Here is a 26,144-nt window from a genome sequence, read left to right as displayed (position 1 = left end):
GCGTCAGCGCGCGATCATCCATTCGTGGGCGGGGTCGTTGCGGAAGTGCCATTCGCGGCGCGGGCCGGCCATGACGTTGAGGTAGTAGCCGCGATAACCGTGCGGCATCACCACGGGGTGATAGCCACGCGGGACCATCACGACGTCGTGATCGCCCACGGCCATCGACTCGTCGATGTCGCGCGTGTCGGTATAGACGCGCTGGAAGGCGAATCCCTGCGGCGGGTCGACACGGTGGTAGTAGGTCTCCTCCAGCACGCTCTCCTCGGGCAGCGCGTCCGTATCGTGCTTGTGCGGCGGATAGCTGGAGGAATGGCCGGCGGGCGTGAGCACCTCGACGACGAGCAGCGATTCAGCCGGCTCGGTCTCCGGCAGGATGTCGCAGACGTAACGCGTGTTCGCGCCGGTGCCGCGCACCGAACGCTTCATCGTCGACGGTTCGATGTGGCGCACGCCGTGCTTGCCGCTGGCAGGGGCCGAGGCGACGGCGATCTCGGCGTCCGTGGACGCGACGATCTCGTACACGGACGACGGTGGCGCGTAGATCGCGTGCGGCGAGGTGTCTTCGAAGACGCTGGCGCGACCGCCGAGTCCTTGCCACGATGCCTCGCCGACGCGGACGTCGACCGTGCCGGTGAGGATCACAAGGCAACCTTCGCGATCGGCGGGAAGCTCGATGCGCGTCGTCGCGCCGGCGGTGAGCCGGCGCGCTTCGAAACCGACGTGCTTCCAGTGCGCCGTCTGCGGCGTCACCTTGACGATGGCTTCGCCGGTGGGCATGGCCTTGACGAGCAGCGTCATGCGACCTCCCTGACCGTCTCGCGGTCGAGCAGGGTACGCAGCGTGTCGTAGCCCTTCTTCGCGTACGCGTAGCTCGGCGCCACGGCCGGATCCTGCTCGGCTTCGACGACGAGCCATCCGCGATAGCCGTGCGACTGCAGGCGCGCGACGATCGACGCGAAATCGATGACGCCGTCGCCTGGCACGGTGAACGCGCCATTGAGCACGGATTGCAGGAACGTCCATTGGCGGTTGCGGGCGAGGCGCACGATGCCGGGGCGCACGTCCTTGCAATGCACGTGACAGATGCGGGCGATGTGGCGGTCGAGCACGGCCAGCGGATCGCCGCCACCGAAATAGGTGTGGCCGCTGTCGAAAAGCAGGCCGACCTCGTCGCCGGTGTTCGCCATCAGCTGGTCGATGTCCTCGGGCGACTCGACATAGGCGCCCATGTGATGGTGATACGCGAGGCGCACGCCGTGGGAGAGCGTGAAGCGCGCGAACTCGGTGACCCGCTCGCCGTAGCGTTTCCAGTCGTCCGGGCCGCGAAAGCGCGGGCGCTTGTACAGCGGCACCGGCTCGCCCTGGATGGCGTGGGCGACCTCGCCGTAGACCATCACCTCGCAACCGTTCTCCGCGAGCAGGCGCAGATGCTTCGCGACGGCCTCCGTCTCTTCCTTCGCGTCGCGCTCCCCGAGGCGGCCCGAGTACCAGCCGGAAACGACGGCGAGGTCGTACCCCGCCATCAGGTCGCGCAGGGCCGCGGGTTCCTTCGGAAACTTGTTGCCGAGTTCGAAGCCCTCGTAGCCGATGGCCTTGCCCTCTTCGAGCGCGGTCGAGAGCGGAATCTCGCCGCCGAGCGACGGCAGGTCGTCGTTGCTCCAGGAGATCGGGTTGATGCCGATGCGGATCGAATCGTTCTTCATGCTGGCGTAATCCTGGCCTTGCGGCCGGCGAGGGCGGTCTCGTAGTCCGTGCGCGCGTCGCGCACGCCCTGCCGCGTGGAGACTTCCGGCACCGCCACGTCCCACCATACGCCGCCTTCGGCGGTGGTGCGCGTGTGGTCGGTATCGATGCTGATGAGATAGGTGCGGTCGGCCGCGCGTGCCCGTTCGAGGGCATGTTCGAGCCCGGCGATGTCGGCGACGTGTTCGGCGATGGCGCCGAGGCTGCGCGCGTGCGCCGCGAAGTCGATCATGGGGGCGCCGTGCCGGCCCTGCACGCAGTCGTCGAACATGTTGTTGAACGGCGCGCCGCCGGTCGCCTGCTGCAGGCGGTTGATGCAGCCATAGCCGCGATTGTCGAGGAGCACGATGATCAGCTTCGCGTCGAGCATCACCGACGTGGCGATCTCCGAGTTCATCATCAGGTAGCTGCCGTCGCCGACCATGACGATCACCTCGCGGTCGGGCGCGGCCATCTTCACGCCGAGCCCGCCCGCGATCTCGTAGCCCATGCAGGAGTAGCCGTACTCCATGTGATAGCCGCCGGGCGTTTCGGTGCGCCAGAGCTTTTCCAGCTCGGCGGGCAGCGTGCCCGCGGCGCAGACGACGATGTCGCTCATGGCCGACCGCGGCGACGAGCGCTGCACCGCGCCGATCACCTCGCCGTCATACGGCAGGCGCCCGGGCGGCGCGTCCCGCTGGCCGGTGATGCGCGACACGATGTCCACCCATTCGCTCGCCGCCTGCCGTGCGCGTGTCGTCCATGCCTCGGGCGCGGCCCAGTCCTCGAGACTGAAGCTCAGGTCGTCGAGCACCTGTGCCGCGTCGCCGACGCATTCGATGCCCTCGCCCTTCAGCGTGTCGAACGCGTTCACGTTGATCGACAGGATCGGCACGTGCCGGAACAGGGCGTTCGAGCCGGTCGTGAAGTCCTGCAGACGCGTGCCGACCGCGATGACGAGGTCGGCCTCCGGCAGCAACGCGTTGGCGGCTGTGGAGCCGCTGACGCCCGCGGGGCCGAGGTGCAGGGGATGGTTCCACGGCAGCGCGCCCTTGCCGGCCTGCGTCTCGCATACCGGCACGCCGTGCTTCTCGGCGAACGCCATCAGCTCGGGCGTGGCCTTCGCGTACAACGCGCCGCCGCCCGCCACGATCACCGGCCGTTCCGACGCCTCGATGGCGTCGAGGGCCGCCATCAGTTCGTCGTCGGTGGGCTGCGGCGCACGGAACACGATCTCGCGTGGCTCGAAGAACGAGACGGGGAAATCATAGGCCTCGGCCTGCACGTCCTGCGGAAGCGCGAGCGTCACCGGGCCGCAAAGGGCCGGATCGGTCAGCGTGCGGATCGCCCGGGGCAGGGCGGTCAGCAGTTGTTCCGGCCGCACGATGCGATCGAAGTAGCGCGACACCGGCCGGAAGCAATCGTTGACCGAGACGGTGCCGTCGCTGAAATCCTCCAGCTGCTGGAGGACGGGGTCGGGCGCGCGCGAGACGAAGATGTCGCCGGGAAGCAGCAGCACGGGAAGGCGGTTCACGTGCGCGAGCGCCGCGGCGGTCACGAGATTCGTGGCGCCCGGGCCGATGGACGTCGTGACCGCCATCATGCGGCGGCGCATGTTCGTCTTCGCGTAGGCGATCGCCGCATGGGCCATCGCCTGCTCGTTGTGCGCGCGGTAGGTCGGCAGTTCGTCGCGGATGCCGTGCAGCGCCTCGCCCAGCCCCGCGACGTTGCCGTGCCCGAAGATGGCGAACACGCCACCGAACAACGGCGTCGCTTCTTCCTGGTCGGCGTCGCGGCCGCGCAACGCGGCGAGGTAGCGGACCAGCGCCTGCGCGCAGGTCAGTCGGATCGTCTCGCTCATGCGGCGGCACCTTCTTCGATCCGGCGGCCGGTGCTCCGGCCGTCGCGCCAAAGCGCGATCATCCGCTCGAAGGATGCCTGCGCCTGCGCCACCAGCGCGTCGTCGTCGATGTCTCCGGCGAGCCACGCGCGGGCGCAGTCGGCGAAGATCGTGCGGCCGACCGCGAAGCCGCGGCATGTCTCGCTCGCCGACGCGTCGGCGAAGCCGGCGGCCAGCGTCTCGGCCGGCGCGTTCAGGCCGAGCAGGAGCACGCCACGGCAGTGCGGGTCGCGCTCGTGGATCAGGGCGTCGATCGCCGCCCAGGCGTCGCGGCGGGGCGGGCACAGTTTCCACCAGTCAGGACGGATGCCGAGGTTGTAGATACGCTTCAAGGAACGAAGCACCTTCTCGTCGCGCACGACGGGGTCCGGGCAGCCGGGGGGAATGACTTCGAGCAGCAGCTCGTGACCGCTGAGCGTCGCCGCGTCGTACAGGCTGCGGAGCTGCGTTTCCTGCTCCACGCGCAGCAGGGGATCGGCGTCGGGATCGAAGGCCACGAGGCACTTGATGACGTGCTCGCGCGGCCAGGCGACGAGCTGGCTGCCGATGGACCGTCCGCGTTCCAGTTCCAGCGGATTCGATCCGGAGACCTCGACGGGACGGCCGATCCACCAGCCGCGGCCGGTGGCGGCGTTCAGGGCGTCCTGGCCGTATCGGTCGTCGGCCAGGAGACCGACGTGGCCCTGCAGCCTGCCGGCGCGCTCGGTGGCGGCCACCGCCTCGACCAGGAGTTCCTTCAGGCGGGGAATCCTCGCCTCGTCCGCGCCGGCCTGACGCGCGATCTCGAAGAACGGCACGCGGTGGTCGAAAGCGAACACGTAGAGCTCGTCCCACGCCTTGCGCGGCACGGCGGTGCGGTGCAGGTGCGACAGGTCGGCGTCCAGATCGGGGCGGCGGATCGTGCCTTCCCTTGCGAGGAACGCGTCGAGCTCCGCGCGGCCCGGCATCGCCGGCGCGCAGCCGTGGCGCGACACGACGATGGCGCCGCACGCGTTCGCGAAGGCGCACGCGCGTTCCACCGTCTCGCCACGCAGCCAGCCGGCGAGGAAGCCCGACAGGAACGCGTCGCCGGCGCCGAGGACGTTGAGCACGTCCACGCGGCTGCCGCGGAAGGTGGGTGCTTCGTCGATGTCGGCCGGCACGGCGCCGTCGACGATGCTGCAACCGAGGGGCCCGCGCTTGACGACGAGCGTGGCGTTGCTGATCCCGCGCACCGCGCGCAACGCGGCGAGAAGATCCTCGCTGCCGCCCGCGATGTGGAATTCCTCCTCGGTGCCGACGATGACGTCGAACCCGCCGAGGATGCCCTGCAGGTGCGCGGTGACGTGATCGGCGGCGACGAACCGTCGCTCGCCCTCGCCCCGGCCCGTCAGGCCCCAGAGCACGGGGCGATAGTCGATGTCGAGCACCGTGCGCACGTCGTGCTTGCGGGCGAGTTCGAGCGCGCGAGTGCTGGCGGCGAGCACCCCGGGCGTGGACAGGTGCGTGCCGGTGATCGCGAGCGCGCGGCAGGAGGCGATGAACGACTCGTCGATGTCGCCGGCGTCGATCGCCATGTCCGCGCAGTTCTCGCGATAGAACAGCAGCGGGAAGGTGTCGCGATCCTTGATGCCGAGGATGGCCAGCGCCGTGAGCCGCTCGGCGTCGACCTTCACCTGACTGGTGTCGCAGCCTTCGGCGTCGAGGGTTTCGGTCAGGAAACGGCCCATGTGATCGTCGCCGACGCGAGAGAGCATCGCCGAGCGCAGGCCGAGCCGCGCGGTGCCGAAGGCGACGTTCGCCGACGAGCCGCCGAGGTACTTCGCGAAGCTGGTGACGTCCTCGAGGCGGGCGCCGATCTGCTGGCCGTAGAGATCCACCGCGAGCCGGCCGAGGCAGGCGACGTCGATGGGGCGGGAGGCGGAGCGGGGCAGGGGACTACGCATAGGGGTTCCGTGTTCAGGCCGCGCGGCCTTCCAGTTCGTCGACGAGGCTCTGGATCTCGGTGCCGCCGGCCATCATGTCCAGCACCGCTTCCTTCGTGATGTCGCTCTTGGCGAACGTGCCCATCGACTGGCCGCGATTGAGCAGCGTGAAGCTGTCCGCGATCGGGTAGGCGTGGTGCACGTTATGGGTGATGAAGATCACCGAGATGCCGCGCTCGCGCGCGCTGTGGATGAGCTTGAGCACGTTGCACGACTGCTTCACGCCCAGCGCGGCGGTCGGCTCGTCGAGGATCAGCACCTTCGCGCCGAAGTGGATCGCGCGCGCGATCGCGAGGCATTGCCGTTCGCCGCCCGACATCGTGCCGACCGGCTGGCTCGCGTCGCGCACGCGGATGCCCATCTCGGCCAGCTTGTCGCGGGCGGTCTCGTTCGCGTAGTTCATGTCGATGACGGGGATGCAGCCGAACAGCTTCTTGCGCGGCTCCCGGCCGGCGAAGAAGTTGCGGGCCACACTCATCAGCGGCACCAGCGCGAGATCCTGGTAGACCGTGGCGATGCCGCGGTCCAGCGCCTCGCGCGGCGAGTTGAAGCGGACGTCCTCGCCCTCGACGCGGTAGGTGCCGGTGCTCGGCTGGTGCACGCCCGCGAGCGTCTTGATGAGCGTGGACTTGCCGGCGCCGTTGTCGCCGAGCAGGCAGTGCACCTCGCCGCGCTTCAGTCGCAGCGTCACGCCCTGGAGCGCGATCACGGTGCCGAAGTACTTGCTGACGTTGTCGAGTTCGAGGATGTAATCGTCGGCCATGGTGGCGCTCCTCATTTCGTGGCCGCGGCGCGGCTGCGGATGTAGTGGTTGAACAGCACCGCCAGCAGCAACATGCCGCCGAGGAAGACGCGGTACCAGTCGGAATCGATGTTGGTGTAGGAGATGCCGATCTGCACGACGCCGAAGATCAGCGCGCCGAAGCAGGCGCCGATGACGGAGCCGAAGCCGCCGGTCAGCAGCGTGCCGCCGATGACCACGGCGATGATCGCCTCGAACTCCTTCTGCAGGCCGCGGTCCGCGGCCGCCGAGCCGACGTCGGCCACCTGCAGTACGCCGAACAGGCAGGCGCAGAAGGCGGTCAGCACGAACAGCGAGATCTTCACGCGGCGCACGGGAACGCCGACGTTCTTCGCCGCGTTGGCATCGCCACCGACCGTGTAGATCCAGTTGCCGAAACGGGTGCGCGCCAGGACGAAGCCCGCGGCGAGCGCCATCACGATCCACCACACCAGCACCTTGGGCAGGCCGCCAACGACCGGCTCGCCGCTGGGCAGCTTCTCGATGAGGTTCATCGAGGCCAGTCCGCTGAAGAGCCAGTGGAGCGTCGTGCCCTGGAAAAGCGCGGAGACGACCGGGTCGTTCGTGAACTTGTCGCCGACACCGCTGACGATCGTGCTGTTGGCGAAGCTGGTGGAGAGCACCAGCGTCAGGCCGCGGAGGATGAACATGAAGGCGAGCGTGACGATGAACGACGGCAGCTTCGTGCGGACCACGAGGTAGCCGTTGAGCGCGCCCAGCGCCATCGAGCCGGCGAAGGCGAAGATCACCGACGCCCACAGCGGCCAGCCGAGGTACATCGGGGGAATGGCCACCATGACGCCGGCGAAGCCGATCATCGAACCCATCGACAGATCGAATTCGCCGGCGATCATGAGCAGGCAGGCGCCCACGGCGATGATGCCGAGGTACGCCGCGACCTGCGCCCAGTTGATGACGCCATCGAGGGCGAACATGCCCGATCCGCCGGCGGTGATGCCGAAGAAGACGAAGACGAGCACGGTGCCCGCGATGGAGCCCAGTTCGGGCCTGTCGAGCAGGACGCGCCACGGGGATATCTTCCGTACGCGCTCGTCCGTGGGTTTCGTCGCTTCCGGCGTCGTGGCGCGGGTGTTCTGGATCATGTGGGTGACGCTCTCGTTGATGGCGCTCATGGACGGTACTCCTGCCGGTCAGCGGTACTGGCCGGCGTACTTCTCGACGGTGGCGACGTTGTCCTTCGTGACGAACGCGGGGCCGGAGCTGACGCCGGTGGCGGTGTAGATCGGCTTGAGGTCGTACTGTTTCAGGCGCGCCTGGAACTTCGGGTTGGCCTTCAGCGCCGCGATGATCGCCGCCGGATCCTTCGTCTTCTGGTCGTTGGCGATGATCAGCGCCGCGATGCCCATGTAACCCTGCAGGTACGGCTGCTGATCGATCGCGTACTGGATCACGCCGGACTTGATGCCGCCGATGATGGCGGGGGAGAGATCGAAGGTGCCGAAGTCGATCTTGCCGGTCAGGCGCATGTCCTGGACCACCTTGATCGTCGGCTCGGCGGCGTTGGGGCCGAGCGCGAGGATCGCCTGGGTCTTGGGATTGCTGCGCAGGTAGGCGCTGACCTTGCTGGCGACCACGGTCGGGTCCATGCCCGTGTCGATCATCGAGGTCTTGCGCCAGTCCTTCACGCCGATGGCTTCGGCGAAGCCCTGGCAGCGCTCGAACGAGGCGTTGTTGGTCGCGTAGTGGTTCACGCAGACGAAGCTCGTGATGCCCTTGGCCTTGGCGCGTTCGCCCGCGGCCTTGCCGGCTTCGTATTCGCCCTGGCCGATGTGCATGATCGCGCCGATCTTCTTGCTCTCCGCCGGCGTGCCGGAGTTGATCGTGACGATGGGAATGCCCTTGGCCGAGACCTTCTTCGCCGGCCCTTCGAGCACGGAGTAGTTCGCGATGTCGAACGCGACGCCCTTGTAGTTGCGCGCGGCGGCGGACTCGAGCTGGCGGGCCATCTCGCTCAGGTCGCCGTTGCCCGAGCCGCGGTAGTCCACGGAAACGCCGAAGTCTTCGCCGGCCTGCTTGATCGCGTTCTTGATGGTGTTCCACCACGAATCGGAATCCGCGGCGTGGGTAACGAGAACGTAACGGTCGCCCGGCGCGGCGCGGGAGGCGGGGGCGGCGGCGCCCAGACCGAGGGCGAGAGCGGCTGCCAGCGTGGCGTGGAACAGTTTGGATCGCATATTTCCTCCCCGAGTGACCGCGTCGCGGTCGGATGGATGGATTGACGTGACTGCGATGCGGCCTGGCGGCCGCTGTTTGTGCCGAAAGCGGACCGAGCATGGACCGCCTGTTCCAGCGTTGCAATTTGCATTGCAGCAAAAAAATAAATGGAAAAAACGTTCCATCCCGTGCTTGAATGCGCCGGTCACCGCAGGAGACGCCGATGGCCAAACGCAGCGAAGCCGATGCCCTCATGCAGCGCATCGCGGAGGAGTACGAGGCCCTGCCGCGCCAGTTGCAGTGCGTCGCCCGTTACCTTGAGGAACATCGCAGTTCGATCATGGTCCAGCGCGTCGGCGAGATCGCCGAGGGCTGCGGCGTGCATGCGTCGGCGGTGGTCCGCTTCGCCCAGCGCTTCGGTTACTCCGGCTTCTCCGAGATGCAGGCCGTGTTCCGCGACGCGTGGGCCGCGCAGGCGTCGCCATCGCGCAGCTACCAGCAGCGCATCCGCAGCGTCATCAAGGGGCGTACCGACGGCGTGTCCGCGGTGGAGATCGCCTCTCGCTTCATCGATGCCAGCCGCGCCGGCCTCGACGAGCTCGCGGCGGAGATCGACGAGGCGCGCTTCCAGAAGGCGGTCGACATGCTGGCCGGCGCCGAGAACATCTACGTGATGGGCGTGCGCCGCTCGTTCGCGATCGCGACGTACATCGCCTACGCGTTGCAGCACACGCAGAAGCGGGTCCACCTGGTGAACGGCCTGGGCGGCATGTTCCGCGAGCAGCTGCGCAGCATCGGCAAGGGCGATGCGCTGATCGCGATCAGCTTCCCGCCGTTCGGCAAGGAAACCCTTTACGCCATGCGCGTCGCGCAGCAGCACAAGGCGGGCGTGCTCGCCATCACCGAGAGCGATCTCGGCCCGCTGGCGCGGCATTCCGATGTCCTGCTCAAGGTGAAGGAGGGCAGCGCGTTCGCCTTCCGTGGTCTCACCAGCACGATGTGTCTATGCCAGGCGCTGTTCGTCGCGCTGGCCTACAAGCTTGAACTGACCGTTGAAGAAACGATTCCCCGAGGAGAATACGATGATTGAAGTAGCCGTTTTCGGTGCCGGTCGCATCGGCAAGATCCATGCGGGCAACGTCGCCCGGCATCCGGAGGCGCGCCTGCGCTACGTGGTCGACGTGCACGAGCCCTCGGCGCGGGAACTGGCCGGGAAGCATGGCGCGAAGGTCGCGTCGGTCGACGAGGCGCTGAACGATCCGGCGGTGGGCGCCGTCGTGATCGGTTCGAGCACGGATACGCATGCCGACCTCATCCATCGCGCCGCCGCCGCGGGCAAGGCCATCTTCTGCGAGAAGCCCGTCGACCTAGACGTGGAACGCGCGCGCTCCTGCCAGGCGGCGGTCGAGAAAGCCGGCGTGGTCTGCATGATCGCCTTCCAGCGACGTTTCGATCCCACGTTCTCCTCGCTCAAGGAACGGCTCGACGAGGGCGAGGTCGGCACGCCCGAGCTGCTGATCGTCACGAGCCGCGATCCCGGCGCGCCGCCGGTGAGCTACATCAAGAGCTCGGGCGGCATCTTCAAGGACATGCTCATCCACGACTTCGACATCTTCCGCTGGATCCTCGACGACGAGGCGGTCAGCGTGCATGCGACGGGGAGCTGCCTGACCGATCCCGCGATCGAGGCGGCCGGCGACATCGATACGACGGCGGTCACGATCCGCACGAAGAGCGGGAAGCTCTGCCAGATCAACACCTCCCGCCGCGCGGCTTATGGATACGATCAGCGGTTCGAGGTGCTGGGCAGCAAGGGCATGCTGCAGGCGGGCAACGTCGCGCCGACGCAGGTCGTCTCGCACGGCGCGGCGGGCATCGTTCACGACCTGCCCGAGCACTTCTTCCTCGAGCGCTATCGCGAGGCCTATGCCGCCGAGATCGCGCACTTCTTCGATGCGCTGGCGGCGGGAACGCCGGTGCGTACGACGATCGCCGACGGCATCAAGGCGCTGGAACTCGCCGAGGCCGCGGCGCGGTCGTGGCGCGAAGGCCAGGCCGTGGCCGTCGGCATCTGAGGGGCGGCATGATGACATCCCTTCGTATCGGCCTGGCCGGCCTCGGCCGGCTGGGCCAGCGTTACGCCGAGAACCTCGCGCGGGCGGTGCCGCGCGCCGAACTCGTCGCGGTGTGCAGCCCCGTGGACGCCGAGCGCGCCTGGGCGCGCGAGGCGCTCGCGGTGCCGGCGGTCCACGAAACCTACGAGCAACTGCTCGCCGATCCGTCGGTGGACGCCGTGTTCCTGGTGACGCCGACGTCGTTGCACGCGAGCCAGATCGAGCAGGCGCTCGACGCGGGCAAGCACGTCTTCTGCGAAAAGCCGTTGTCGCTGGACACGGAGGACTGCCGGCGCGCCGCGGCGCACGCCGCCGCGTCGGACAAGCGGGCGATGGTCGGATTCGTGCGCCGCTTCGACGAAAGCTATCGCCATGCCTTCCAGCACATCGAGGCGGGCGGCATCGGGCGACCGTTCCTGGTCTACTCGCAGACGACCGATCTGGCCGATCCGAGCGGCGCGTTCCTGAAGTTCGCGCCGACCAGCGGCGGCATCTTCCTCGATTGCAGCGTGCACGACATCGACCTCGCGCGCTGGCTCCTTGGGCGGCCGAAGGCGGTGAAGGTGTACGCGACGGGGACGGTCGCGATGTATCCGCCGCTGGAGGCGATGGGCGACGTCGACAACGGCATCGCGACCGTCGAGTTCGAAGGCGGCCGCATGGCGATGTTCTACGCCTCGCGCACGCAGGCGCACGGGCACGACACGCATACCGACATCACGGGCACCGCGGGCCGGTTGAGCGTGGGGCGCAACCCCCGGGCGGACCGCGTCGAGATTGCCGATGCGAGCGGCATCCGCAATACGGTACTGCCATCGTTCTACGAACGTTTCGCGCCGGCGTTCGTGACGCAGGCGAGGCATTTCGTCGATGCGATCCTCGACGGCACGCCGTTCGACCTGACGATGGACGACGCGGTCGAGGCGACGCGCATCGCCGTGGCGTTGCGCGAGTCGCTCCACCGGGGGCAACCCGTGACGCTGTGACGCGCCATGGCGCGGATCGCCGATGCGATCGGCTCCCACCCTCCGGTACTTGCGAAAGGTGATACCGAAGCGGTGGGAGCCGATCGTATCGGCGATTTCCTTCAATGACGCACCGCAACATCGGGCGGTATAATGGCACCCATGTCGCTCCCACCCCTCGTCCCCCAGCGTGGCCGGCGTTTCGCCGTCACCGCGCGGATCCTCTCCGCGGTCGTCTTCTCGTTCGTCTGTTACCTCTGCATCGGCGTTCCGCTCGCGGTGCTCCCGGGCTTCGCGCACCACGACCTCGGTTACTCGACGATCGTGGCGGGCCTCGCGGTCAGCGCGCAGTATCTTGCGACGCTGCTCAGCCGGCCGCACGCGGGACGCATGGCGGACGCGATGGGGCCGAAGCGCACCGTCGTCGCCGGACTCGTCGTGCTGGCGCTCTCCGGCCTGTTCCTCGCGCTCGCCGCGCTCGTGCCCGGCACGCCCGCGCTCTCGCTGGCGCTCATCCTGATCAGCCGCCTCGGGCTTGGCTTCGCGGAGAGCTGGGTCAGCACCGGGTCGATCACGTGGGGCATCGGTGGCATCGGCGGCGAACACACGGCTCGCGTCATTTCCTGGAACGGCATCGCGACGTACGGTGGCATCGCCGTGGGCGCGCCGCTCGGCGTCACGCTCGCGCACGACCACGGTTTCATCGCGTTGGGCGTCCTCACGTTCCTGCTGGGGCTCGTCGCGCTTCCGTTCGCCCTGTGGAAGACGCGCGTCGCACCGTCGCACGGTGAGCGCCTGCCGTTCCGCAGCGTGTTCGTGCGCGTCATGCCCTATGGCGCAGGCCTCGCGCTTGGTTCCATCGGCTTCGGTACCCTGTCCACGTTCGTCGCGCTGTACTACGCGAGTCGCGGCTGGTCGGACGCGGCGCTGTCGCTCTCGGTCTTCGGCGCATGCTTCATCGGCATCCGCCTGGTCTTCGGCAACGCCATCGACCGCTTCGGCGGCTACCGCGTGGCGATCGTCTCGCTCTTCGTCGAATGCCTCGGGCTGCTGTTGCTCTGGCTGGGTCACACGCCGTCCCTGGCCCTCGCCGGCGCGGCGCTCACCGGCGCCGGCTTCGCGTTGGTGTTCCCCGCGCTGGGCGTCGAGGCCGTCGGCCGCGTCAGCACCCACAACCGCGGCGCCGCGCTGGGTGCGTACTCCGTGTTCCTCGATGTCGCGCTCGGCCTCACCGGTCCGATCGGCGGCTGGGTCGCCGGCGCGTGGGACTACCCGGCGATCTTCCTGCTTGCCGGGTTCGCGGCCCTGGCGGCGGTGCTGCTCTCCGTCTCGCTCTATCTGCGCTACGGCCGCGACGGCAACGCTACGCCGGCCCGCGCACGGGCATAATGCAGCCTGATCCCGGACGAGTCTTCTCATGCCATACGATCGCAGCTGGATGGGCTACGGCATCGTCGGTGCCCTGCAGGCGGGCGCGATCGCGCTCGCGGTCGGCATCGTCGTCTACGGCCTGCTGCACCGGCTCAATCGCGGCAACGGCTGGAGCCACGGCAAGGAACTGGCGGTGGCGTTCGCCCTGTCGGTCGTCCTCGCGGCCGGGCAGGACATGTGGAACCTCTTTTACTTCAACATGGCGCCGCTGCAGTCGCTCACGCTGCTGAAGCTGAAGCTCGCCGCCGTGCACGACCCCGACGCCATCGGCCTCCGCGTGTTCTTCGAGTGGCTCGGGGCGCTCGTCGGCGTCGGCCTCGGCTGGGTGATGTTCTCGGGTGACCTCAAGAAACTGATCGCGGGTATCCGGCACTCCTGATCGGGACGGGCGTCGCCTTGCCGCCACGTCACCGCGTGTGCGCGAACATCCACTCCCAGAGGTCCGGCGTCGCATACGCCTTGTCCCACGATCCGTGATTGACGCCCGGGAATTCCGTGTACTTCACCTGTGCACCGCGCTTCACCAGCGCCGCGTTCATCCGGCGCGACTGCTCGGTCGGCACGACGTCGTCGTCGCCGCCGTGGAAGATCCAGACCGGCAGGTCGCCGACCTTCTTCGCCACCCATGCGAACGGATCCTGGCCTTTCGGTACCCCGTGGACGAACAGGTCGCGCCCGTCGCGCAGCGGTTGCACGCCGCCGCAGATGATCGCCGCGGCGGCGAAGGTGCCGGGGTGGTCGACGGCGAGCTGCCACGAGCCGTAGCCACCCATCGAAAGGCCGGTGAGGTAGAGGCGCTTCGGATCGCCATGGAATTCCGCGACGCTCTTCCGCAGGGCGGCCATCGCCATGTCGGCATCGGCCTTGTCCGTCCACTCCGTGTCGTCGGGTGCCTGCGGGATCACGACCACGGCGGGGAAATCCATGTGCTTTTCCAGCCACGGCGGAAGGCCTTGCGAGAGCTGCTTGCGGTTGTCGCCGCCGCGCTCGCCGCTTCCATGCAGGAACAGCACGACCGCCGGTGGCCTTTTGGCGTCGGGGGGCACGAAGACCTGGTAGCGGTAGGTCTTGCCATGGACGTCCACGCTGCGCTCGACGAATCGGGCGGGGTCGGCCGCGGCGGCCGTGGCGACCATGGCGGTGAGGGCGGCAAGGATACGGAGCATGGCGGGATATCCAGGAGGCGGAAGGCCCAGTCAAGCCGAGTAACGGCCGTATCGCAAGCCGGTCGTCAGAGGATCGGGTCGAACAGCCGCGCCACGTGCAGCGCCACGCGGTGGAAATACGACAGGCGGCGGTAGTCGTTGGGATTCACCTCGTCCGCGTTCGCGAAGTCGCGTTCGAGCATGGCTTCGACCTGGGTCGCGAACGGCACGTCGACGTTCAGCGCGGCGATCTCGAAGTTGAGGCGGAAACTGCGGTTGTCGAGGTTCATGCTGCCGACGACCGCGGTGTCGTCGTCGATCAGCATCACTTTCTGATGCACGAAGCCGGGCTGGTAGCGGAACATGCGGATGCCCGCCAGCGTGGCTTCGTGCGCGTAGAGCGACGAGGCCATGAACACCGTCCGGTGATCCGGGCGGCAGGGAATGAGGATGCGCACGTCGACGCCACGGTGGACGGCCAGGCGCAACGCGCTGAACACCGCCTGGTCGGGAACGAAGTAGGGCGTCGTGATCCACACGCGGCGCGTGGCCGATCCGATGGCCTGGGTGAAGAACAGCGAGCAGCTTTCCTGGCGGTCGGCGGGTCCGGTCGCGACGATCATCGTCTCCGCGCGGCCGCAGCGCTCGGGTGGCGGCGACGACGGCGGTCGTTCCCCGGTCACCCAGTACCAGTCCTCGGCGAACACGCGCTGCAGGTCGGCGACGGCGGGCCCTTCGATCTCCATGTGAGTGTCGCGCCAGGGCGACAGGGGCGGCTTCGCGCCGAGGTATTCGTCGCCTGCGTTGAGTCCGCCGACGAAGCCCCGCTCGCCGTCGACGACGAGCACCTTGCGATGGTTGCGGAAGTTGAGCTGGAAGCGATTGCGCCAGCGCCGCGTGGCGAAGCGATGGACGTGCACGCCGCCCGTCCGCAGGCTCTCGACGTAGCTGTCGGGCAACGCGTGGCTGCCGATGCTGTCGTAGAGGAGGCAGACGTCGACACCGGCCGCGGCGCGCTCCAGCAGCGCGTCGCGCAAGCGGCGGCCGAGCACGTCGTCGTGGATGATGAAGAACTGCACCAGCACGTACCGATCGGCGCGCGCGATCGCGGCGAACATCGCGCCGAAGGCGGCCTCGCCGTCGATGTGCAGCGCGAGCGCGTTGCCTCCGTGCATCGCCGTCTTGAGCATGCGCCCGATCGCGTCGTAACGGATGTCGCCGGCCTGCGTGGGCGCGGCGAGCATGCCGGGCCGCCCCGGATGCCCGGCCTCCTCGTGCAGCAGGAAGAACCGGGCCTGCCGTTGCCGGTGCAGGTCGACGTAACCGCTGAAGTGGCTGGATCCGAGGAAGAGGTAGGGGACGAGCGTCACGTACGGGAGCAGTACGAGGCCCAGCACCCAGGCGAACGCGCCCTGCGCGGTCCTCGTGTGCATCACGGCGTGCATGGCGGCGAACACGCCCGCGACATGAAGCGAAAGGGCGGCGACGGCGATCAGGCTCGCGAACATGCGGGCGCGGCCTCCACTTTCGAATCCACGGCAACAGTCTTTGGCGCTGGCAGGTGTTTCTGCATGGGGGCCCGGGCAGGAGAATGCACGTTATCGCTTTACATCGAGCCTAACCTATGAACGTTCCCTCGTCCCGTCTGCCCCTGCTTGCCCTGGCGGTGGCGGCCTTCGCGATCGGCACCACCGAATTCGTGATCATGGGCCTCCTGCCCGAAGTGGCCGCCGACCTTCGGGTGACCATCCCGGCCGCCGGCATGCTCGTCTCCGGCTACGCGCTCGGCGTCGCGGTGGGCGCGCCGCTGCTCGCCGCCCTCACCGCGAAGCTCGAGCGCAAGCGCGCCCTGTTGTTGCTCATGGGCCTGTTCATCGTGGGCAACCTGCTCTGCGCCATCGCGCCGGGCTACGACGTCCTGATGGTCGCCCGCGTGGTCGCGGCGTTCTGCCATGGCTCGTTCTTCGGCATCGGTGCGGTCGTGGCCGCCCACCTCGTTCCCGTGAACCAGCGCGCGCGTGCGATCGCCCTCATGTTCGCCGGGCTGACGCTGGCCAACGTGCTCGGCGTCCCCTTCGGCACGTTCCTCGGCCAGTACGCCGGCTGGCGCGCGACCTTCTGGGCCGTGACGGTGCTGGGCATCGTCGCCGCGTTCGCGGTCGCCCGCTTCGTGCCGGCGCTGCCGAATCTCAAGGCGCCGCACATGGGGCGCGAACTGCGCGTGCTGCGCGAGCCGCAGGTGCTGATCGCGCTGGGCATGACGGTGCTCGGCTTCGGCGGCGTCTTCACCGTGTTCACCTACATCGCGCCGATCCTGCAGGAACAGTCGCACATCAGCCCGCACTGGACGGGCGCCGTGCTCGTGCTGTTCGGCCTCGGCACGACGATCGGCAACATCCTCGGCGGCCGCCTGGCCGACTGGAAGCTGATGCCGTCGCTGGCCGGCATCCTCGTCGCGCTGACGTTGCTGCTGGTGCTGTTCGCCTGGACGATGCACTCGACGGTGGCGTCGATCGTGACGGTCTTCGTCTGGGGCATCGCCGCCTTCGCCACGGTGGCGCCGTTGCAGTCGCGCGTGGTCCACGTCGCCGGGGACGCGCCGAACCTCGCCTCCACGCTCAACATCGCCGCGTTCAACCTCGGTAACGCCGGCGGCGCATGGCTGGGCGGCGCGGTGTTGGCCGCCGGCTACGCGATGCCCGTCGTGAGCCTGGCCGGCGCGGCGGTCACGGTCGCCGGGCTGCTTGCTACGATGGCAAGCGTCGCGCTCGAGCGTCGGGCCACGCCCGCCGTCGCCGGTTGCGCCTGGATCCCCTCGGAGACCGATCGAACATGAAAGCCGTCATCTATCGCCAGCCGCTGCCCGCGGACGATCCGCGCAGCCTCGTCGACGCCGAACTGCCCGAGCCGCTGCCGGGCCCGCGCGACCTGCTCGTCAAGGTCGACGCGGTGTCCGTGAATCCGATCGACACGAAGCGGCGTCGCAACGCGGACCCGAAAGGCGTCGACACCGTATTGGGCTGGGACGTGGCCGGTACCGTGGTGGCCGTCGGCGCGGAGGTGACGCGGTTCAAGGCCGGCGACGCGGTCTGGTATGCCGGGGAACTCGAGCGGCCGGGGGGCAACAGTGAGCGGCATGCCGTCGACGAACGCCTCGTCGGCCGCAAGCCCTCGACGTTGACGATGGCGGAGGCGGCGGCGCTTCCGCTCACCGCGATCACGGCCTGGGAACTGATGTTCGAGCGCATGGGCATCCCGCACGGTACGCAGGGCAGGCCGGCGACGCTGCTGGTCGTCGGGGCGGCCGGTGGCGTCGGCTCCATCGCCGTCCAGCTCGCGCGGCGGCTCACGGGCCTCACCGTCATCGGCACCGCGTCGCGCCCGGAGACCCGCGCATGGGTGGAAGCGATGGGGGCGCACCACGTCGTGGACCACGCGAAGCCGCTGGTGGAACAGGTTAAGGCGGTCGCGCCGGCCGGCGTCGACTATGTGCTTTCGCTCACGCACACGACCGAGCACTTCGCCGCGCTCGTCGAGCTGCTCAAGCCCTTCGGGAAGATCGGCCTGATCGACGATCCGGCCGAGGCGCCGGACATCCGCCTGCTCAAGCGCAAGAGTCTCTCGCTGCACTGGGAGCTGATGTACACGCGGTCGCTCTTCCACACCGACGACATGGGCGAGCAGGGCCGCATCCTCGACGAGGTGGCGAACCTGGTCGACGCCGGCGCCATCCGCACGACGATGCGCGAGAACCTCGGAATCGTCGACGCCGCCAACCTGCGTCGCGCGCACCAGCTGCTCGAAAGCGGCCGGACGATCGGCAAGGTGGTGCTGGAAGGCTTCGCCTGACGACGGGAAGCGGCGCTGGAATCAGCGCCGCTTGTCGGGTGAGAGCAGCAGGTTGGCGAGCGCCTGCGCCTGCTTGCGGATTTCCGGAATCGCGGTGGATTCCCACAACGTGCCGCGAAGCAGGCTGCCGATCGCGAACACGTTGGCGCGCGGCTTGCCGGACGCGTCGTGCAGCCGCCCGTCCGTCTCGGCCGTGAGGCCCAGGCCTTCGGCCTCCGGCGCCACGTGCCCGCCGAGAACGAGCTGCCGGATCAACGGATGTTCCGTGCGCTGCGTATCCGTGTTCAGTCCCACGGTCTGGATGACCACGTCGTAGGACTGCACGACGTCGCCACCGCCGGGCACGCCGCGCGTGACGTCGAGGACGCCGTCCGGCGTGAGATGCACCGAGCGCATGCGACCACGGTCGCGCGTGAGGCGGCCTGCCTTTTCCAGCGACGCGATTTTCGCCGCGACCTGCGGCGGCATCCGGTGGCGCGCGCGCTCCCACGCCCAGCGCGCATGGCGCAGGAAACGGGCGCGCTCGCCACGCGGGAGTTCGCGCCACAGGGCCTGCGTGTGCGGTCGCAGACCGTCGATCACGGTGCGCCAGTCCTCGGCGTGTGCCGCGGCGTCACGCAGGCGCCGCAACCAGGCGCGCACGTTCGGATCGTCGCGCATCGCATCGACGAGTTCGCCGCCGTCGTCGGCCGGCGCGGAGGCGGCGGCGAGATGCGGCTCGGGAAGTTTGCCGTGGCGCGACAGCGCGTCGAAACGAGCGTTCGGCCAGCGCCTGGAGAGTTCGAGCAGCACGTCGACGGCGGTGAGGCCGAGGCCGATCACCAACACGCGCAACGGACGGTCGTCGTCGACGGCGCTGGCGAGGAACGGCCACGGATCCACCACGTAGCGGCCGCTCGCGATCGCGGCGTCCTCCACGCCCGGCAGCGGGCGCGGCGGCAGCGAGCCGATCGCGAGCACGGCCGCGTCGGCGCGCGCTTCGTTGTCGCCGTAGCCGATCGTCACGCCGTCGGAAGAGGGCACGAGCGACTCCGCGGTCAACGGGAGGATGTTGATGTCGTGGCCGAGCGCGGGCGCGTTGCGGATCGCCTGCGCCACGCGGGACTGCAGGAAATCGCCGTACAGGCGGCGCGGCAGGAAGTCGGACCCTTTGACCGACGGATCGCGCTCCTGCGCGTATTCGAGGAATCCGCCGGGCTTGCTCACGAACATGCCCATCGACGCCGCGCGGACGTTGAGCAGGTGTTCGCCCGAGGGCGTGCCGTAGGCGATGCCGCGCCCCGGCTCCGGGGCGCCCGCATACCAGTCGAGATGGAGCGGGGGCTTCGTGCCTCGCTCGAGGAGTTCGCTCACCAGCGTCGCCGCTGCCGCGCCACCGCCGATGATGGCGACCTTATGAAACATGCGTTGGTCCTTCGCCCTGGGCGTGGGGTGGAGGGCCGTGAGACCGTCAGGCCGTCAGGCGTCCCGCGATGATCGATTGCCGCGGTCGTGCGATCCAGTGTTCCGACGGACCGGGCTGCTCATACGCGAGGTACTGTGCCAGATCGCCACCGTACACGTGAAGCGTGAGCGCGGTCTCGTGCCGCGACAAATTGCGGCAGCGATGGGTATGCGATTCCGATGCGTCGAACCACGTGGCATCGCCCGGACCCAGCCACGTGCGACCGGTGCTGCGCAGGCTGTGGTCGATATCGTCCTTTTCGAACGACTCGACTTCCAGCGCGCCCGCGATGGTGGCCTCGAGGCCCCAGAGTCCGCCGTGATCGTGCACCGGCGTCGAGTAGCCGGGCGGCCACGCCATGACCAGCACGCTCACGGGCGGCCGCGACCGTTCCGCGAGCATCCAGCGCTCGAAACCGCGGCGGCGTTCGCGCAGCGGACCGAGCATGTCGGCCAGCTCGGCCGTTCGCCCGTGCAGCACGCGACCGACCTCGCGCCCCATGGAGGCGAGGTCCGGGTGCGGGGCGTCCGACAGATCGAACGCGATGTCCCGCAAGGTCCTGATGATGGAAGTACGCTTACCCATGGAAGGGCGGCCCTGCTAATGACTCTACTGGCCGCGAGTGGACCATGCGGACCGTTAAGGCGCCGTAACCCTGGCCTCTTAAACCGTTTCGCGCGGAGCCGCATCCAAGCTGGCGACCGTCCCGGAGACGGTCACACCGGACCGGAGTACCTGACCATGATCGTCCTCACCTCGCTCGTCGTCCTCGCCATCGGCTTCTGGGTTGCGTTCGCGCTGCTCGGCGCGGTCCTGAAGCTGGCCTTCGGCATCATCGGTGGCGTCTTCAGCATCGTCGGCGCCGTCCTCGGTGCCGTCATCGGCGGCGTGGCCATGCTCGCCATCGCACCCGTGGTGGTGCTGGCGCTCCTTCCCGTGTTGCTGCCCGTCGCCCTGCTCGCGATCGTCGTCTGGGCCATCGCCCGGGCCACGCGCAAGCCCGACGTGGTGGTCGTGCCGCGCTGAGCCGCGGCACGACCGTTCCGGCGACCCGCGTTCAGATATCCCGCAAGTCGAAACTCACCGGGATGCGGGCCCACGCCTTGACCGCCTGACCGTTCGCGGTCGCCGGCCGGAATCGCCATGCCGCGAGCACCTGGTCGCGCGCCGCCTTGTCCAGCACCGCGTGTCCGCTGCTCGTTTCGATAAGCACGTCGAGGGGCTTGCCCGTCTCGTCCACCAGCACCCGTAGCGTGACCGTGCCCTGCATGCGCGAGGCCTTCGCGATGCGCGGATACGCGGGTGCGGGCGCGGCGACGTAAGCCAGCGTCGCCTCGACCGGCGCGGTGGGCTGGGCGGCCGGGGCGATCGTCACGGGCGCGACCGGCGGCGCGGGCGCCGTGCCTTCATCGGTCGTCACCGCCGGCGATACCGGCGGCGGTGCGTCGACGGCCCTGGGCTGTGCCCGGGCGGGCGCCCGTTTCACCGGTAGCGGCTTGAGGTCGATGGGAGGCGGCGGCACGACGACGGGCTCGACCGGATGATCGATCAGGCGGATAGCCGGTGGCGCGGGCGGATCCAGCGACAGCGTGGCCACCATCGGCCGCATGACGGCGATGAGGGCGGCGGCGTTGAGGGCGATCGCCGCGCTCATCGCGACGATGCGGACGGTATCCGGATGGACTCCGGCGGGGGACTGCGGACGAGCGAACGACATGGGCCACCTCCTGCAACGTGGGGGAAGGTGATGCGCGGTCGGGAACACGGCCGGTGGGGGCCGGCGGGGATCGTGTTCGGGTCCGGTTGCAGATTAGGCGGCGGTCGCGGGAACTTGCAATAGGGCCGTATGGACGGCCAGACGATCAGTGCGCGACGAGCATCGGCACGTCGGACTGCATGAAGAGGAATCGCGTGGTCCCGCCCAGCACCATTTCGGAGAGCCGCGACCGGCCCCAGGCGCCCATGACGATGAGGTCCGCGTTTTCGGCATGCGCGATGTCGAGCAGCGCCGGCCCCGGGGAGGCGCGCGACGCCTCGTCGAGGCGACGTACCTCGGCCTTCACGCCGTGGGTATCGAGCCAGCCGCAGATGTTGGTATCGGGCAGCGCGCAGGTACCGATGTCCTCGTCGACGCTGCCGTCGATCACGGTGACCCGCGAGGCCTTGCGCAGCATCGGCAGCGACGAGCGAACGGCGAGCGCCGACTCGCGGCTTCCGCTCCAGGCCACGAGGACGTGCTCGCCCAGCGTGTCGACCGTCGCGGCTTCCGGCACTACCAGCACGCCGCGGCTCGACGCGAAGACCGTGCGGGAGACCACGCCGAAACCCACAGGCGCGTCGCCACGCATGGTCGACGAGCGCTCCATCACCACGAGATCGTAGCCCGCCGACGCGTGCGCGAGCAGCGTCACGGTGTCGCCGTTGCCGACGCGCCAGTTGCCGCGAAGGCCGCGCGAGGCGAGCAGTTCCGCCCAGTCGCCGGCGACGGCTCTGGCATCCGTCGATCGCTGGCGCACCGCATCGAGCTGCATCGGCACCGCCTCGGGAACGGTAAAGGCCGCGGCCGGCAGGTCGACGACATGCATCGCGTCGAGGCGTGCGCCGAGGCGCGACGCCATGGCTAGCGCGGCGCGAAGGCCCGCGCCCTGGGGCGGCAGACGGCCGATGTGCACGAGCAGTTCGAGTGTCATGGGTCCATGGAACAACGTCGGCGTGCCGCGGTCAATGTGTCGCCGCACCGGTTCGGTTACCCTCGACCGGTCCCCGTACCCGAATTCCGGAGCAGTCATGGTCATCGACAGCACGCAGCCGCGTTATCCCCTGGGCGAAGAAGTCGCCAGCAGCGTCATCCACGGGATCGGCCTCGTGCTCAGCATCGCGGGCCTGGCGGTGCTCGTCGCGTTTTCGGCGATGTATGGCGGTGCGCGCGCGGTGGTGGCGAGCTCCGTCTTCGGGACCACGCTCATCCTGCTGTACACGGCGTCGACGCTGTACCACTCGATTCCCGGCGCCATGGCGAAGCGCGTCCTGCGAACGCTCGATCACATCGCCATCTTCCTGCTCATCGCCGGCACGTATACGCCGTTCACGTTGCTCGCGTTGCCGGGTGCGTGGGGCTGGGGCCTGTTCGCGACGATCTGGACGCTCGCGATCGTCGGCAGCGCGGCCGAGCTCGGCCTGCTCAAGCGCTATCGCAAGGCGGCCGTGGCGATGTACGTGGCGATGGGCTGGGTGGCCGTGGTGGCGATCGAACCGTTGCGCGACAACGTGCCCACGGGCGGCCTGCTCCTGCTGTTCGGCGGCGGCGTGGCGTACACCGCGGGCGTGCCGTTCTACATGGCGCGACGCCTGCCGTACCACCACGCGATCTGGCACTTCTTCGTGCTCGCGGGCAGCGTGCTGCATTACCTCGCGGTGTTGCTCTACGTGATTCCCGGCGCGCAGGGCGCCTGACATCGCCGATACGATCGGCTCCCACCTTCGCCAGGGTGGGAGCCGGCCGCATCCGTGACCCGCGCCTGATCAGCGCGCCGAGATCTTCTTCTCCTGCTCCGGCACGAACCGCGTGCGCACCGCTTCCGCCAGCAGGTCGGGCGGCAGCAGGCCCTGGCTGATCAGGAAATCGTTGAACGCCTTGCGGTCGAACTTCGACCCGAGCTTCGTCTGCGTCTCGGCGCGCAGCTGCAGGATGCGCAGGTAGCCGTAGAAATACGCGGTGGCCTGGCCCGGCGAGTTCAGGGTGTAACGGTCGAGTTCCTGGCGCGCCATGGGCTCGGACAGGCCGACGTCGTGCACGAGGATGTCGTGCGCGCGATCGCGGGTGATCATGCCGAGATTGAGCATGGGATCGAGGAACGCGCGGGCCGCGCGCAGCAGGCGGAACTGCAGCGCGATGAACTGGCCCGCGGGCGGCTCGTACGGAACCATCTCGGCCTCCGCGTAGAGTGCCCACCCTTCGACGTTCACGCTGTTGAAGGCGAACAGGCTACGCGTGAGCGAGACGCCTTGCTCGACCATCGCGGCGAACTGGAGCTCGTGGCCGGGTCGGCCTTCGTGCGCCGTGAGCGTCCATGCGGCGGCCTCGAAGGTGAAGTCGTCGTACGTCTGCGTCTTGTCGCCATCCGCGGGCGGATTGCCCGTGGTCAGCACGAAGGTGCCGCGCTGGCCCGTGTTGCCGATGAACGGCGGCGGGTCCATGTGCGGGGCCGGCGTGCGCGCGTTCTCCGCTTCGGACGCGAGGCGCATCGCCATCTTGCGCTTCGGCAGTTCCACGACACGCTGCTTGCGGATGATGTCCTCGATCCTGACGATCACCTCGTGGTACGTCGGCTCGACCTTGTCCTTCGCCAGCTGCTTCTTCTTAAGCGCCTTCAGGACGTCGCGGTAGTCGCCGTCCGGGAGGCCTTCGGCCTTCGCGACCACCGGGGCGAGCATCTGCAGCGCGTAGGTCGTCTCCATGAACTCGAGTTCGGCGCGGTCGATCAGGTCGCGCGGCGCGATGTCGAGGCCGACCTGTTCGAGGTTGTACGCGTACAGCGGTTCCGGGAGGCGGAAGTCGGTGCGCGCGCGCGGCAGCACGGTCTTCTTCACCCAGGCGTTGTAATCCTTCAGTTGCTGGTCGAGCTTCGCCATCGCCTCGTCGGCGCCGGCGATCTTGTGCTCGGCGAACAGCTTGCGGATGCCGTCGACGTAGCGCTGCGTGTTGCCGAGCTTCTGCTCGACATCCGCCTTGACCGGGCCGAGGAGGCTCTTGTCGCCGAGCTTTTCCGTCGTGCGCGCACGCGCCTGATCGACCAGCGGCGTGCAGCCCGCGGTCATGCCCACGTAGCACTTGAGGCGCCCGAGGGCCGCCTTGTTCTGCTCGGGCGTGCTTTCGGCGTTGAGCAGCGAGAACTCGCCGCCGAAGACGATCTCGCCGGCGTCGTACCAGGGCAGCAGGTACTTCGCGTTGAGATCGATGCCCTTGATGCTGCCGTCGATCTGCTTGAGCAGGATCTGAAGATCCTGCTTCACGTTCGGATCCTTTTCTTCGGCGAGACGCTTGTTCACCGTCTCGCGCACCTGCACGAGTGCGGCGCGCTGGCGCTTGTCCGTGTCGGGACCGAGGTCGGCCGTCTTCTCGTCGTACCCCTTCACGCCGATCTCGGTGGCGGATTCCGGGCTGAACTTCGCGGTCATGTCGAGCAGCGGCTGCGCGTCGGCGTTGCTGCGTGCGATCCAGGCGGGCTGCGCGGCGCTCTGCGCGTGGAGGCTGCCCACCGCGAGCGTCACGGCGGCGGCGAGGGCGATTCGTCGGAACATGCGTGTCTCCCCATATGGTCAGGCGAGACTAGCGGGTGAGGGCGCTCCCGCCAATGTGACCAATGGTCGGGTCAGGCGAACAGCAGCGCGAGCCCCGCCATGCCGATCATCAGGAACGAGATCACGACCTTGGCGAGGATGCCCACGAGCATGCCGATCCACGTGCTGACGCCGACGTGCGCCGATCGCAGCACGCTCTCGCCCGACCACAACTCACCCGCCACGGCGCCGGCGAACGGCCCGATGATGAGGCCCGGGATGCCGAAGAACATGCCGATCACGGTGCCGACGCCCGCGCCCCAGAGCGCGCGCGGACTCGCGCCGATCTTCTTCGCGCCGATGGAGGCCGAAACGAAATCGAGCGCGATGCCGGCCGCGGCGACGATGCCGATCGCGACGAGCCAGGCCCAGCCGAGGTGCCGGTATTCGTCGACGGCGGCCGCGAGCCAGATGCCGCCGAAGATCATGGGGATGCCCGGCAGCACAGGCAGGATCGCGCCCGCCACGCCGCCGACGATCAGCGCGGCCGAGAGCAGGTAGAGGAAGAACTCCATCAGTGGAACGCCTCGCGGTATTCCGGCTTCAGGAAGGACGCGAAGGCTTCGCTCGGTACGTCGATCGCCTGGGGACCCGCGGCATACGACGCCACCTGGTACGGCGGAAAGATGAAGGTGAGGCCGTGCACCTTGTTGTCCGGGCCCGTGAGCAGGCTGAACACCCGGTAGTGGCCCTTGCCGGGTTCGGTACCCAGGGCGATCTGCTCGCTGTCGGACGCCAGCGGCGTGTCCTGGTCGTCGAGCGCGGTGAAGAGCTGACGCCGCGCCTCGGCCGCGAAGGCGCTCTCGGCCGCGTGCGGATCGGCGAACAGTTCGCCGATGCCGACCACGCGCCCTTGCTCCATGTCGTAGGTGAAGCTGTCGACGATGGGCGCGGGATGGGCACCGCCCGTGAAGGCCGACCCGTCGACCTGCACGTTGATGAAGCGGTCCGTGCGCGAGGCCACCGCGATGTCCAGGTTGAGGTCCCAGGGCAGTTCGCGCGCCCTCGCGCGGGCGGCGGGCGTGCCGAGACTGGCCAGGAAGTCTCGCTTCTGCCGTTCCACGTAGCGGTCGATCAGGTCGCGCAACGGCGCCGCGCGCGGCGGGAGGTCGGGCAGCGACAGTTCCATCGTGTAGAGGCCATCGTCGCCGGATTCGGTATCCTTGGCGGCGCTCGCCCGTGCCGGCGGCGGCTTGTCCCCGTCGCTCGCGCGGTCGGCGCCATCGCGGCAGGCGACGAGCCCGGCCGTGGCGAAGACCAGCGACAGGATGTGTCGCACCAGCATCTTGC

At 68.8% G+C, this 26,144-nt stretch carries 25 protein-coding genes; 9 read left to right on the top strand and 16 right to left on the bottom strand.

Annotation, left to right across the window (positions count from 1 at the left end; all coding sequences use genetic code 11):
* Positions 1–3: 3 nt before the first annotated feature.
* From iolB to BMY69_RS16875, 7 genes are read right to left on the bottom strand one after another with little or no spacing between them, the layout of a single operon-like run.
* The gene (iolB, locus tag BMY69_RS16905) at positions 4–801 is read right to left on the bottom strand and encodes a 5-deoxy-glucuronate isomerase (RefSeq protein ID WP_090180438.1); all 798 of its coding nucleotides are present in this window, start codon (positions 799–801) and stop codon (positions 4–6) included.
* A complete protein-coding gene (gene iolE / locus BMY69_RS16900) occupies positions 798–1,706 on the bottom strand; it encodes a myo-inosose-2 dehydratase (protein ID WP_090180436.1) in 909 nt (302 codons plus the stop codon). Before iolE ends, iolB begins: the two co-directional genes overlap by 4 nt.
* Entirely contained in the window at positions 1,703–3,586 is a 1,884-nt protein-coding gene (gene iolD / locus BMY69_RS16895; RefSeq protein ID WP_090180434.1) for a 3D-(3,5/4)-trihydroxycyclohexane-1,2-dione acylhydrolase (decyclizing), read from the bottom strand. Before iolD ends, iolE begins: the two co-directional genes overlap by 4 nt.
* Positions 3,583–5,550 (bottom strand): bifunctional 5-dehydro-2-deoxygluconokinase/5-dehydro-2-deoxyphosphogluconate aldolase, encoded by a 1,968-nt coding sequence (gene iolC, locus BMY69_RS16890; RefSeq protein ID WP_090056629.1) that lies wholly within the window; start codon positions 5,548–5,550, stop codon positions 3,583–3,585. Before iolC ends, iolD begins: the two co-directional genes overlap by 4 nt.
* 13 nt (positions 5,551–5,563) lie before the next feature.
* Positions 5,564–6,352 (bottom strand): ATP-binding cassette domain-containing protein, encoded by a 789-nt coding sequence (locus tag BMY69_RS16885; protein WP_217642660.1) that lies wholly within the window; start codon positions 6,350–6,352, stop codon positions 5,564–5,566.
* 11 nt (positions 6,353–6,363) lie between these two features.
* The gene (locus tag BMY69_RS16880) at positions 6,364–7,524 is read right to left on the bottom strand and encodes an ABC transporter permease (RefSeq protein WP_090056634.1); all 1,161 of its coding nucleotides are present in this window, start codon (positions 7,522–7,524) and stop codon (positions 6,364–6,366) included.
* Positions 7,525–7,542: 18 nt separating this feature from the next.
* Entirely contained in the window at positions 7,543–8,586 is a 1,044-nt protein-coding gene (locus BMY69_RS16875; RefSeq protein ID WP_090056636.1) for a sugar ABC transporter substrate-binding protein, read from the bottom strand.
* A gap of 203 nt (positions 8,587–8,789) precedes the next feature.
* On the opposite strand from BMY69_RS16875, the gene BMY69_RS16870 reads away from it, so the two are divergent.
* The 5 genes from BMY69_RS16870 to BMY69_RS16850 all read left to right on the top strand — a co-directional run bounded on the left by BMY69_RS16870 (position 8,790) and on the right by BMY69_RS16850 (position 13,455).
* Positions 8,790–9,656, top strand: coding sequence for a MurR/RpiR family transcriptional regulator (locus tag BMY69_RS16870; RefSeq protein WP_090056638.1), 867 nt, complete (start codon positions 8,790–8,792; stop codon positions 9,654–9,656).
* Complete coding sequence (gene iolG / locus BMY69_RS16865) at positions 9,649–10,641, top strand: inositol 2-dehydrogenase (RefSeq protein WP_090180431.1); 993 nt, start codon at positions 9,649–9,651, stop codon at positions 10,639–10,641. Before BMY69_RS16870 ends, iolG begins: the two co-directional genes overlap by 8 nt.
* An 8-nt stretch (positions 10,642–10,649) precedes the next feature.
* Positions 10,650–11,666, top strand: coding sequence for a Gfo/Idh/MocA family oxidoreductase (locus BMY69_RS16860; RefSeq protein ID WP_090180428.1), 1,017 nt, complete (start codon positions 10,650–10,652; stop codon positions 11,664–11,666).
* A 141-nt stretch (positions 11,667–11,807) separates the two neighbouring features.
* On the top strand, positions 11,808–13,034 hold the full coding sequence (locus tag BMY69_RS16855; protein WP_090180424.1) for an MFS transporter: 1,227 nt from the start codon (positions 11,808–11,810) through the stop codon (positions 13,032–13,034).
* Positions 13,035–13,062: 28 nt separating this feature from the next.
* On the top strand, positions 13,063–13,455 hold the full coding sequence (locus tag BMY69_RS16850) for a hypothetical protein (protein WP_090180423.1): 393 nt from the start codon (positions 13,063–13,065) through the stop codon (positions 13,453–13,455).
* Between the two features lie 28 nt (positions 13,456–13,483).
* Here the strand turns inward: BMY69_RS16850 and BMY69_RS16845 are convergent, their stop codons facing one another.
* Together BMY69_RS16845 and cls are read right to left on the bottom strand one after the other, a co-directional pair.
* Positions 13,484–14,242 carry a carboxylesterase family protein gene (locus BMY69_RS16845; RefSeq protein ID WP_255364591.1) on the bottom strand — a complete coding sequence of 253 codons (759 nt, stop codon included), beginning with the start codon at positions 14,240–14,242 and terminating at the stop codon, positions 13,484–13,486.
* Between the two features lie 65 nt (positions 14,243–14,307).
* Positions 14,308–15,729 (bottom strand): cardiolipin synthase, encoded by a 1,422-nt coding sequence (gene cls, locus BMY69_RS16840; protein WP_090056647.1) that lies wholly within the window; start codon positions 15,727–15,729, stop codon positions 14,308–14,310.
* A gap of 116 nt (positions 15,730–15,845) precedes the next feature.
* Between cls and BMY69_RS16835 the strand changes: the two genes are divergently transcribed.
* Both BMY69_RS16835 and BMY69_RS16830 read left to right on the top strand, forming a co-directional pair.
* The gene (locus tag BMY69_RS16835; protein ID WP_090180420.1) at positions 15,846–17,057 is read left to right on the top strand and encodes an MFS transporter; all 1,212 of its coding nucleotides are present in this window, start codon (positions 15,846–15,848) and stop codon (positions 17,055–17,057) included.
* Positions 17,054–18,070 (top strand): zinc-binding alcohol dehydrogenase family protein, encoded by a 1,017-nt coding sequence (locus BMY69_RS16830; protein WP_090180417.1) that lies wholly within the window; start codon positions 17,054–17,056, stop codon positions 18,068–18,070. Before BMY69_RS16835 ends, BMY69_RS16830 begins: the two co-directional genes overlap by 4 nt.
* Before the next feature lie 21 nt (positions 18,071–18,091).
* Here BMY69_RS16830 and BMY69_RS16825 read toward each other — a convergent pair whose 3' ends face one another.
* Both BMY69_RS16825 and BMY69_RS16820 read right to left on the bottom strand, forming a co-directional pair.
* Positions 18,092–19,474: an FAD/NAD(P)-binding protein gene (locus tag BMY69_RS16825; protein WP_090180413.1), complete on the bottom strand. Its 1,383-nt coding sequence runs from the start codon at positions 19,472–19,474 to the stop codon at positions 18,092–18,094.
* A 46-nt stretch (positions 19,475–19,520) separates the two neighbouring features.
* Positions 19,521–20,099: a cysteine dioxygenase gene (locus BMY69_RS16820; RefSeq protein ID WP_090180410.1), complete on the bottom strand. Its 579-nt coding sequence runs from the start codon at positions 20,097–20,099 to the stop codon at positions 19,521–19,523.
* Between the two features lie 156 nt (positions 20,100–20,255).
* On the opposite strand from BMY69_RS16820, the gene BMY69_RS16815 reads away from it, so the two are divergent.
* Entirely contained in the window at positions 20,256–20,540 is a 285-nt protein-coding gene (locus BMY69_RS16815) for a hypothetical protein (protein ID WP_090056659.1), read from the top strand.
* 31 nt (positions 20,541–20,571) lie between these two features.
* Here BMY69_RS16815 and BMY69_RS16810 read toward each other — a convergent pair whose 3' ends face one another.
* Together BMY69_RS16810 and BMY69_RS19415 are read right to left on the bottom strand one after the other, a co-directional pair.
* On the bottom strand, positions 20,572–21,231 hold the full coding sequence (locus tag BMY69_RS16810; RefSeq protein WP_090180407.1) for an energy transducer TonB: 660 nt from the start codon (positions 21,229–21,231) through the stop codon (positions 20,572–20,574).
* Positions 21,232–21,376: 145 nt separating this feature from the next.
* Complete coding sequence (locus tag BMY69_RS19415; protein ID WP_175472863.1) at positions 21,377–22,204, bottom strand: universal stress protein; 828 nt, start codon at positions 22,202–22,204, stop codon at positions 21,377–21,379.
* Positions 22,205–22,301: 97 nt separating this feature from the next.
* On the opposite strand from BMY69_RS19415, the gene BMY69_RS16795 reads away from it, so the two are divergent.
* Positions 22,302–22,967, top strand: a complete 666-nt coding sequence (locus tag BMY69_RS16795; RefSeq protein WP_090056665.1) for a PAQR family membrane homeostasis protein TrhA — start codon at positions 22,302–22,304, stop codon at positions 22,965–22,967.
* Positions 22,968–23,036: 69 nt separating this feature from the next.
* On the opposite strand, the gene BMY69_RS16790 is transcribed toward BMY69_RS16795, so the two are convergent.
* From BMY69_RS16790 to BMY69_RS16780, 3 genes are all read right to left on the bottom strand, one after another.
* Positions 23,037–24,815 (bottom strand): DUF885 domain-containing protein, encoded by a 1,779-nt coding sequence (locus tag BMY69_RS16790; RefSeq protein ID WP_090180402.1) that lies wholly within the window; start codon positions 24,813–24,815, stop codon positions 23,037–23,039.
* 71 nt (positions 24,816–24,886) lie between these two features.
* Positions 24,887–25,369, bottom strand: a complete 483-nt coding sequence (locus BMY69_RS16785; RefSeq protein ID WP_090180400.1) for a DUF456 domain-containing protein — start codon at positions 25,367–25,369, stop codon at positions 24,887–24,889.
* Positions 25,369–26,139, bottom strand: coding sequence for a DUF3298 and DUF4163 domain-containing protein (locus BMY69_RS16780; RefSeq protein WP_090180399.1), 771 nt, complete (start codon positions 26,137–26,139; stop codon positions 25,369–25,371). The genes BMY69_RS16785 and BMY69_RS16780 overlap by 1 nt, the downstream gene beginning before the upstream one ends.
* Positions 26,140–26,144: the final 5 nt, after the last annotated feature.

This window comes from Luteibacter sp. UNC138MFCol5.1 (assembly GCF_900110505.1).
Lineage (GTDB): Bacteria > Pseudomonadota > Gammaproteobacteria > Xanthomonadales > Rhodanobacteraceae > Luteibacter.
Note: the sequence above shows the minus strand (reverse complement) of the source record. Positions and strands in the feature narration are given on the sequence as shown.

Bases quoted from the DNA above. Each gene is read 5' to 3' on its own strand.
- iolG (WP_090180431.1), top strand. From the start codon at position 9,649: ATGATTGAAGTAGCCGTTTTCGGTGCCGGTCGCATCGGCAAGATCCAT.
- BMY69_RS16795 (WP_090056665.1), top strand. From the start codon at position 22,302: ATGGTCATCGACAGCACGCAGCCGCGTTATCCCCTGGGCGAAGAAGTC.
- BMY69_RS16845 (WP_255364591.1), bottom strand. From the start codon at position 14,242: ATGCTCCGTATCCTTGCCGCCCTCACCGCCATGGTCGCCACGGCCGCC.
- BMY69_RS16880 (WP_090056634.1), bottom strand. From the start codon at position 7,524: ATGAGCGCCATCAACGAGAGCGTCACCCACATGATCCAGAACACCCGC.
- iolD (WP_090180434.1), bottom strand. From the start codon at position 3,586: ATGAGCGAGACGATCCGACTGACCTGCGCGCAGGCGCTGGTCCGCTAC.
- BMY69_RS16875 (WP_090056636.1), bottom strand. From the start codon at position 8,586: ATGCGATCCAAACTGTTCCACGCCACGCTGGCAGCCGCTCTCGCCCTC.
- BMY69_RS16870 (WP_090056638.1), top strand. From the start codon at position 8,790: ATGGCCAAACGCAGCGAAGCCGATGCCCTCATGCAGCGCATCGCGGAG.
- BMY69_RS16820 (WP_090180410.1), bottom strand. From the start codon at position 20,099: ATGGGTAAGCGTACTTCCATCATCAGGACCTTGCGGGACATCGCGTTC.
- BMY69_RS16850 (WP_090180423.1), top strand. From the start codon at position 13,063: ATGCCATACGATCGCAGCTGGATGGGCTACGGCATCGTCGGTGCCCTG.
- iolC (WP_090056629.1), bottom strand. From the start codon at position 5,550: ATGCGTAGTCCCCTGCCCCGCTCCGCCTCCCGCCCCATCGACGTCGCC.
- BMY69_RS16815 (WP_090056659.1), top strand. From the start codon at position 20,256: ATGATCGTCCTCACCTCGCTCGTCGTCCTCGCCATCGGCTTCTGGGTT.
- iolE (WP_090180436.1), bottom strand. From the start codon at position 1,706: ATGAAGAACGATTCGATCCGCATCGGCATCAACCCGATCTCCTGGAGC.
- BMY69_RS16790 (WP_090180402.1), bottom strand. From the start codon at position 24,815: ATGTTCCGACGAATCGCCCTCGCCGCCGCCGTGACGCTCGCGGTGGGC.
- BMY69_RS16860 (WP_090180428.1), top strand. From the start codon at position 10,650: ATGATGACATCCCTTCGTATCGGCCTGGCCGGCCTCGGCCGGCTGGGC.
- BMY69_RS16835 (WP_090180420.1), top strand. From the start codon at position 15,846: ATGAACGTTCCCTCGTCCCGTCTGCCCCTGCTTGCCCTGGCGGTGGCG.
- BMY69_RS16885 (WP_217642660.1), bottom strand. From the start codon at position 6,352: ATGGCCGACGATTACATCCTCGAACTCGACAACGTCAGCAAGTACTTC.
- BMY69_RS16785 (WP_090180400.1), bottom strand. From the start codon at position 25,369: ATGGAGTTCTTCCTCTACCTGCTCTCGGCCGCGCTGATCGTCGGCGGC.
- BMY69_RS16825 (WP_090180413.1), bottom strand. From the start codon at position 19,474: ATGTTTCATAAGGTCGCCATCATCGGCGGTGGCGCGGCAGCGGCGACG.
- BMY69_RS16855 (WP_090180424.1), top strand. From the start codon at position 11,808: ATGTCGCTCCCACCCCTCGTCCCCCAGCGTGGCCGGCGTTTCGCCGTC.
- BMY69_RS16780 (WP_090180399.1), bottom strand. From the start codon at position 26,139: ATGCTGGTGCGACACATCCTGTCGCTGGTCTTCGCCACGGCCGGGCTC.
- BMY69_RS16810 (WP_090180407.1), bottom strand. From the start codon at position 21,231: ATGTCGTTCGCTCGTCCGCAGTCCCCCGCCGGAGTCCATCCGGATACC.
- iolB (WP_090180438.1), bottom strand. From the start codon at position 801: ATGACGCTGCTCGTCAAGGCCATGCCCACCGGCGAAGCCATCGTCAAG.
- cls (WP_090056647.1), bottom strand. From the start codon at position 15,729: ATGTTCGCGAGCCTGATCGCCGTCGCCGCCCTTTCGCTTCATGTCGCG.
- BMY69_RS19415 (WP_175472863.1), bottom strand. From the start codon at position 22,204: ATGACACTCGAACTGCTCGTGCACATCGGCCGTCTGCCGCCCCAGGGC.
- BMY69_RS16830 (WP_090180417.1), top strand. From the start codon at position 17,054: ATGAAAGCCGTCATCTATCGCCAGCCGCTGCCCGCGGACGATCCGCGC.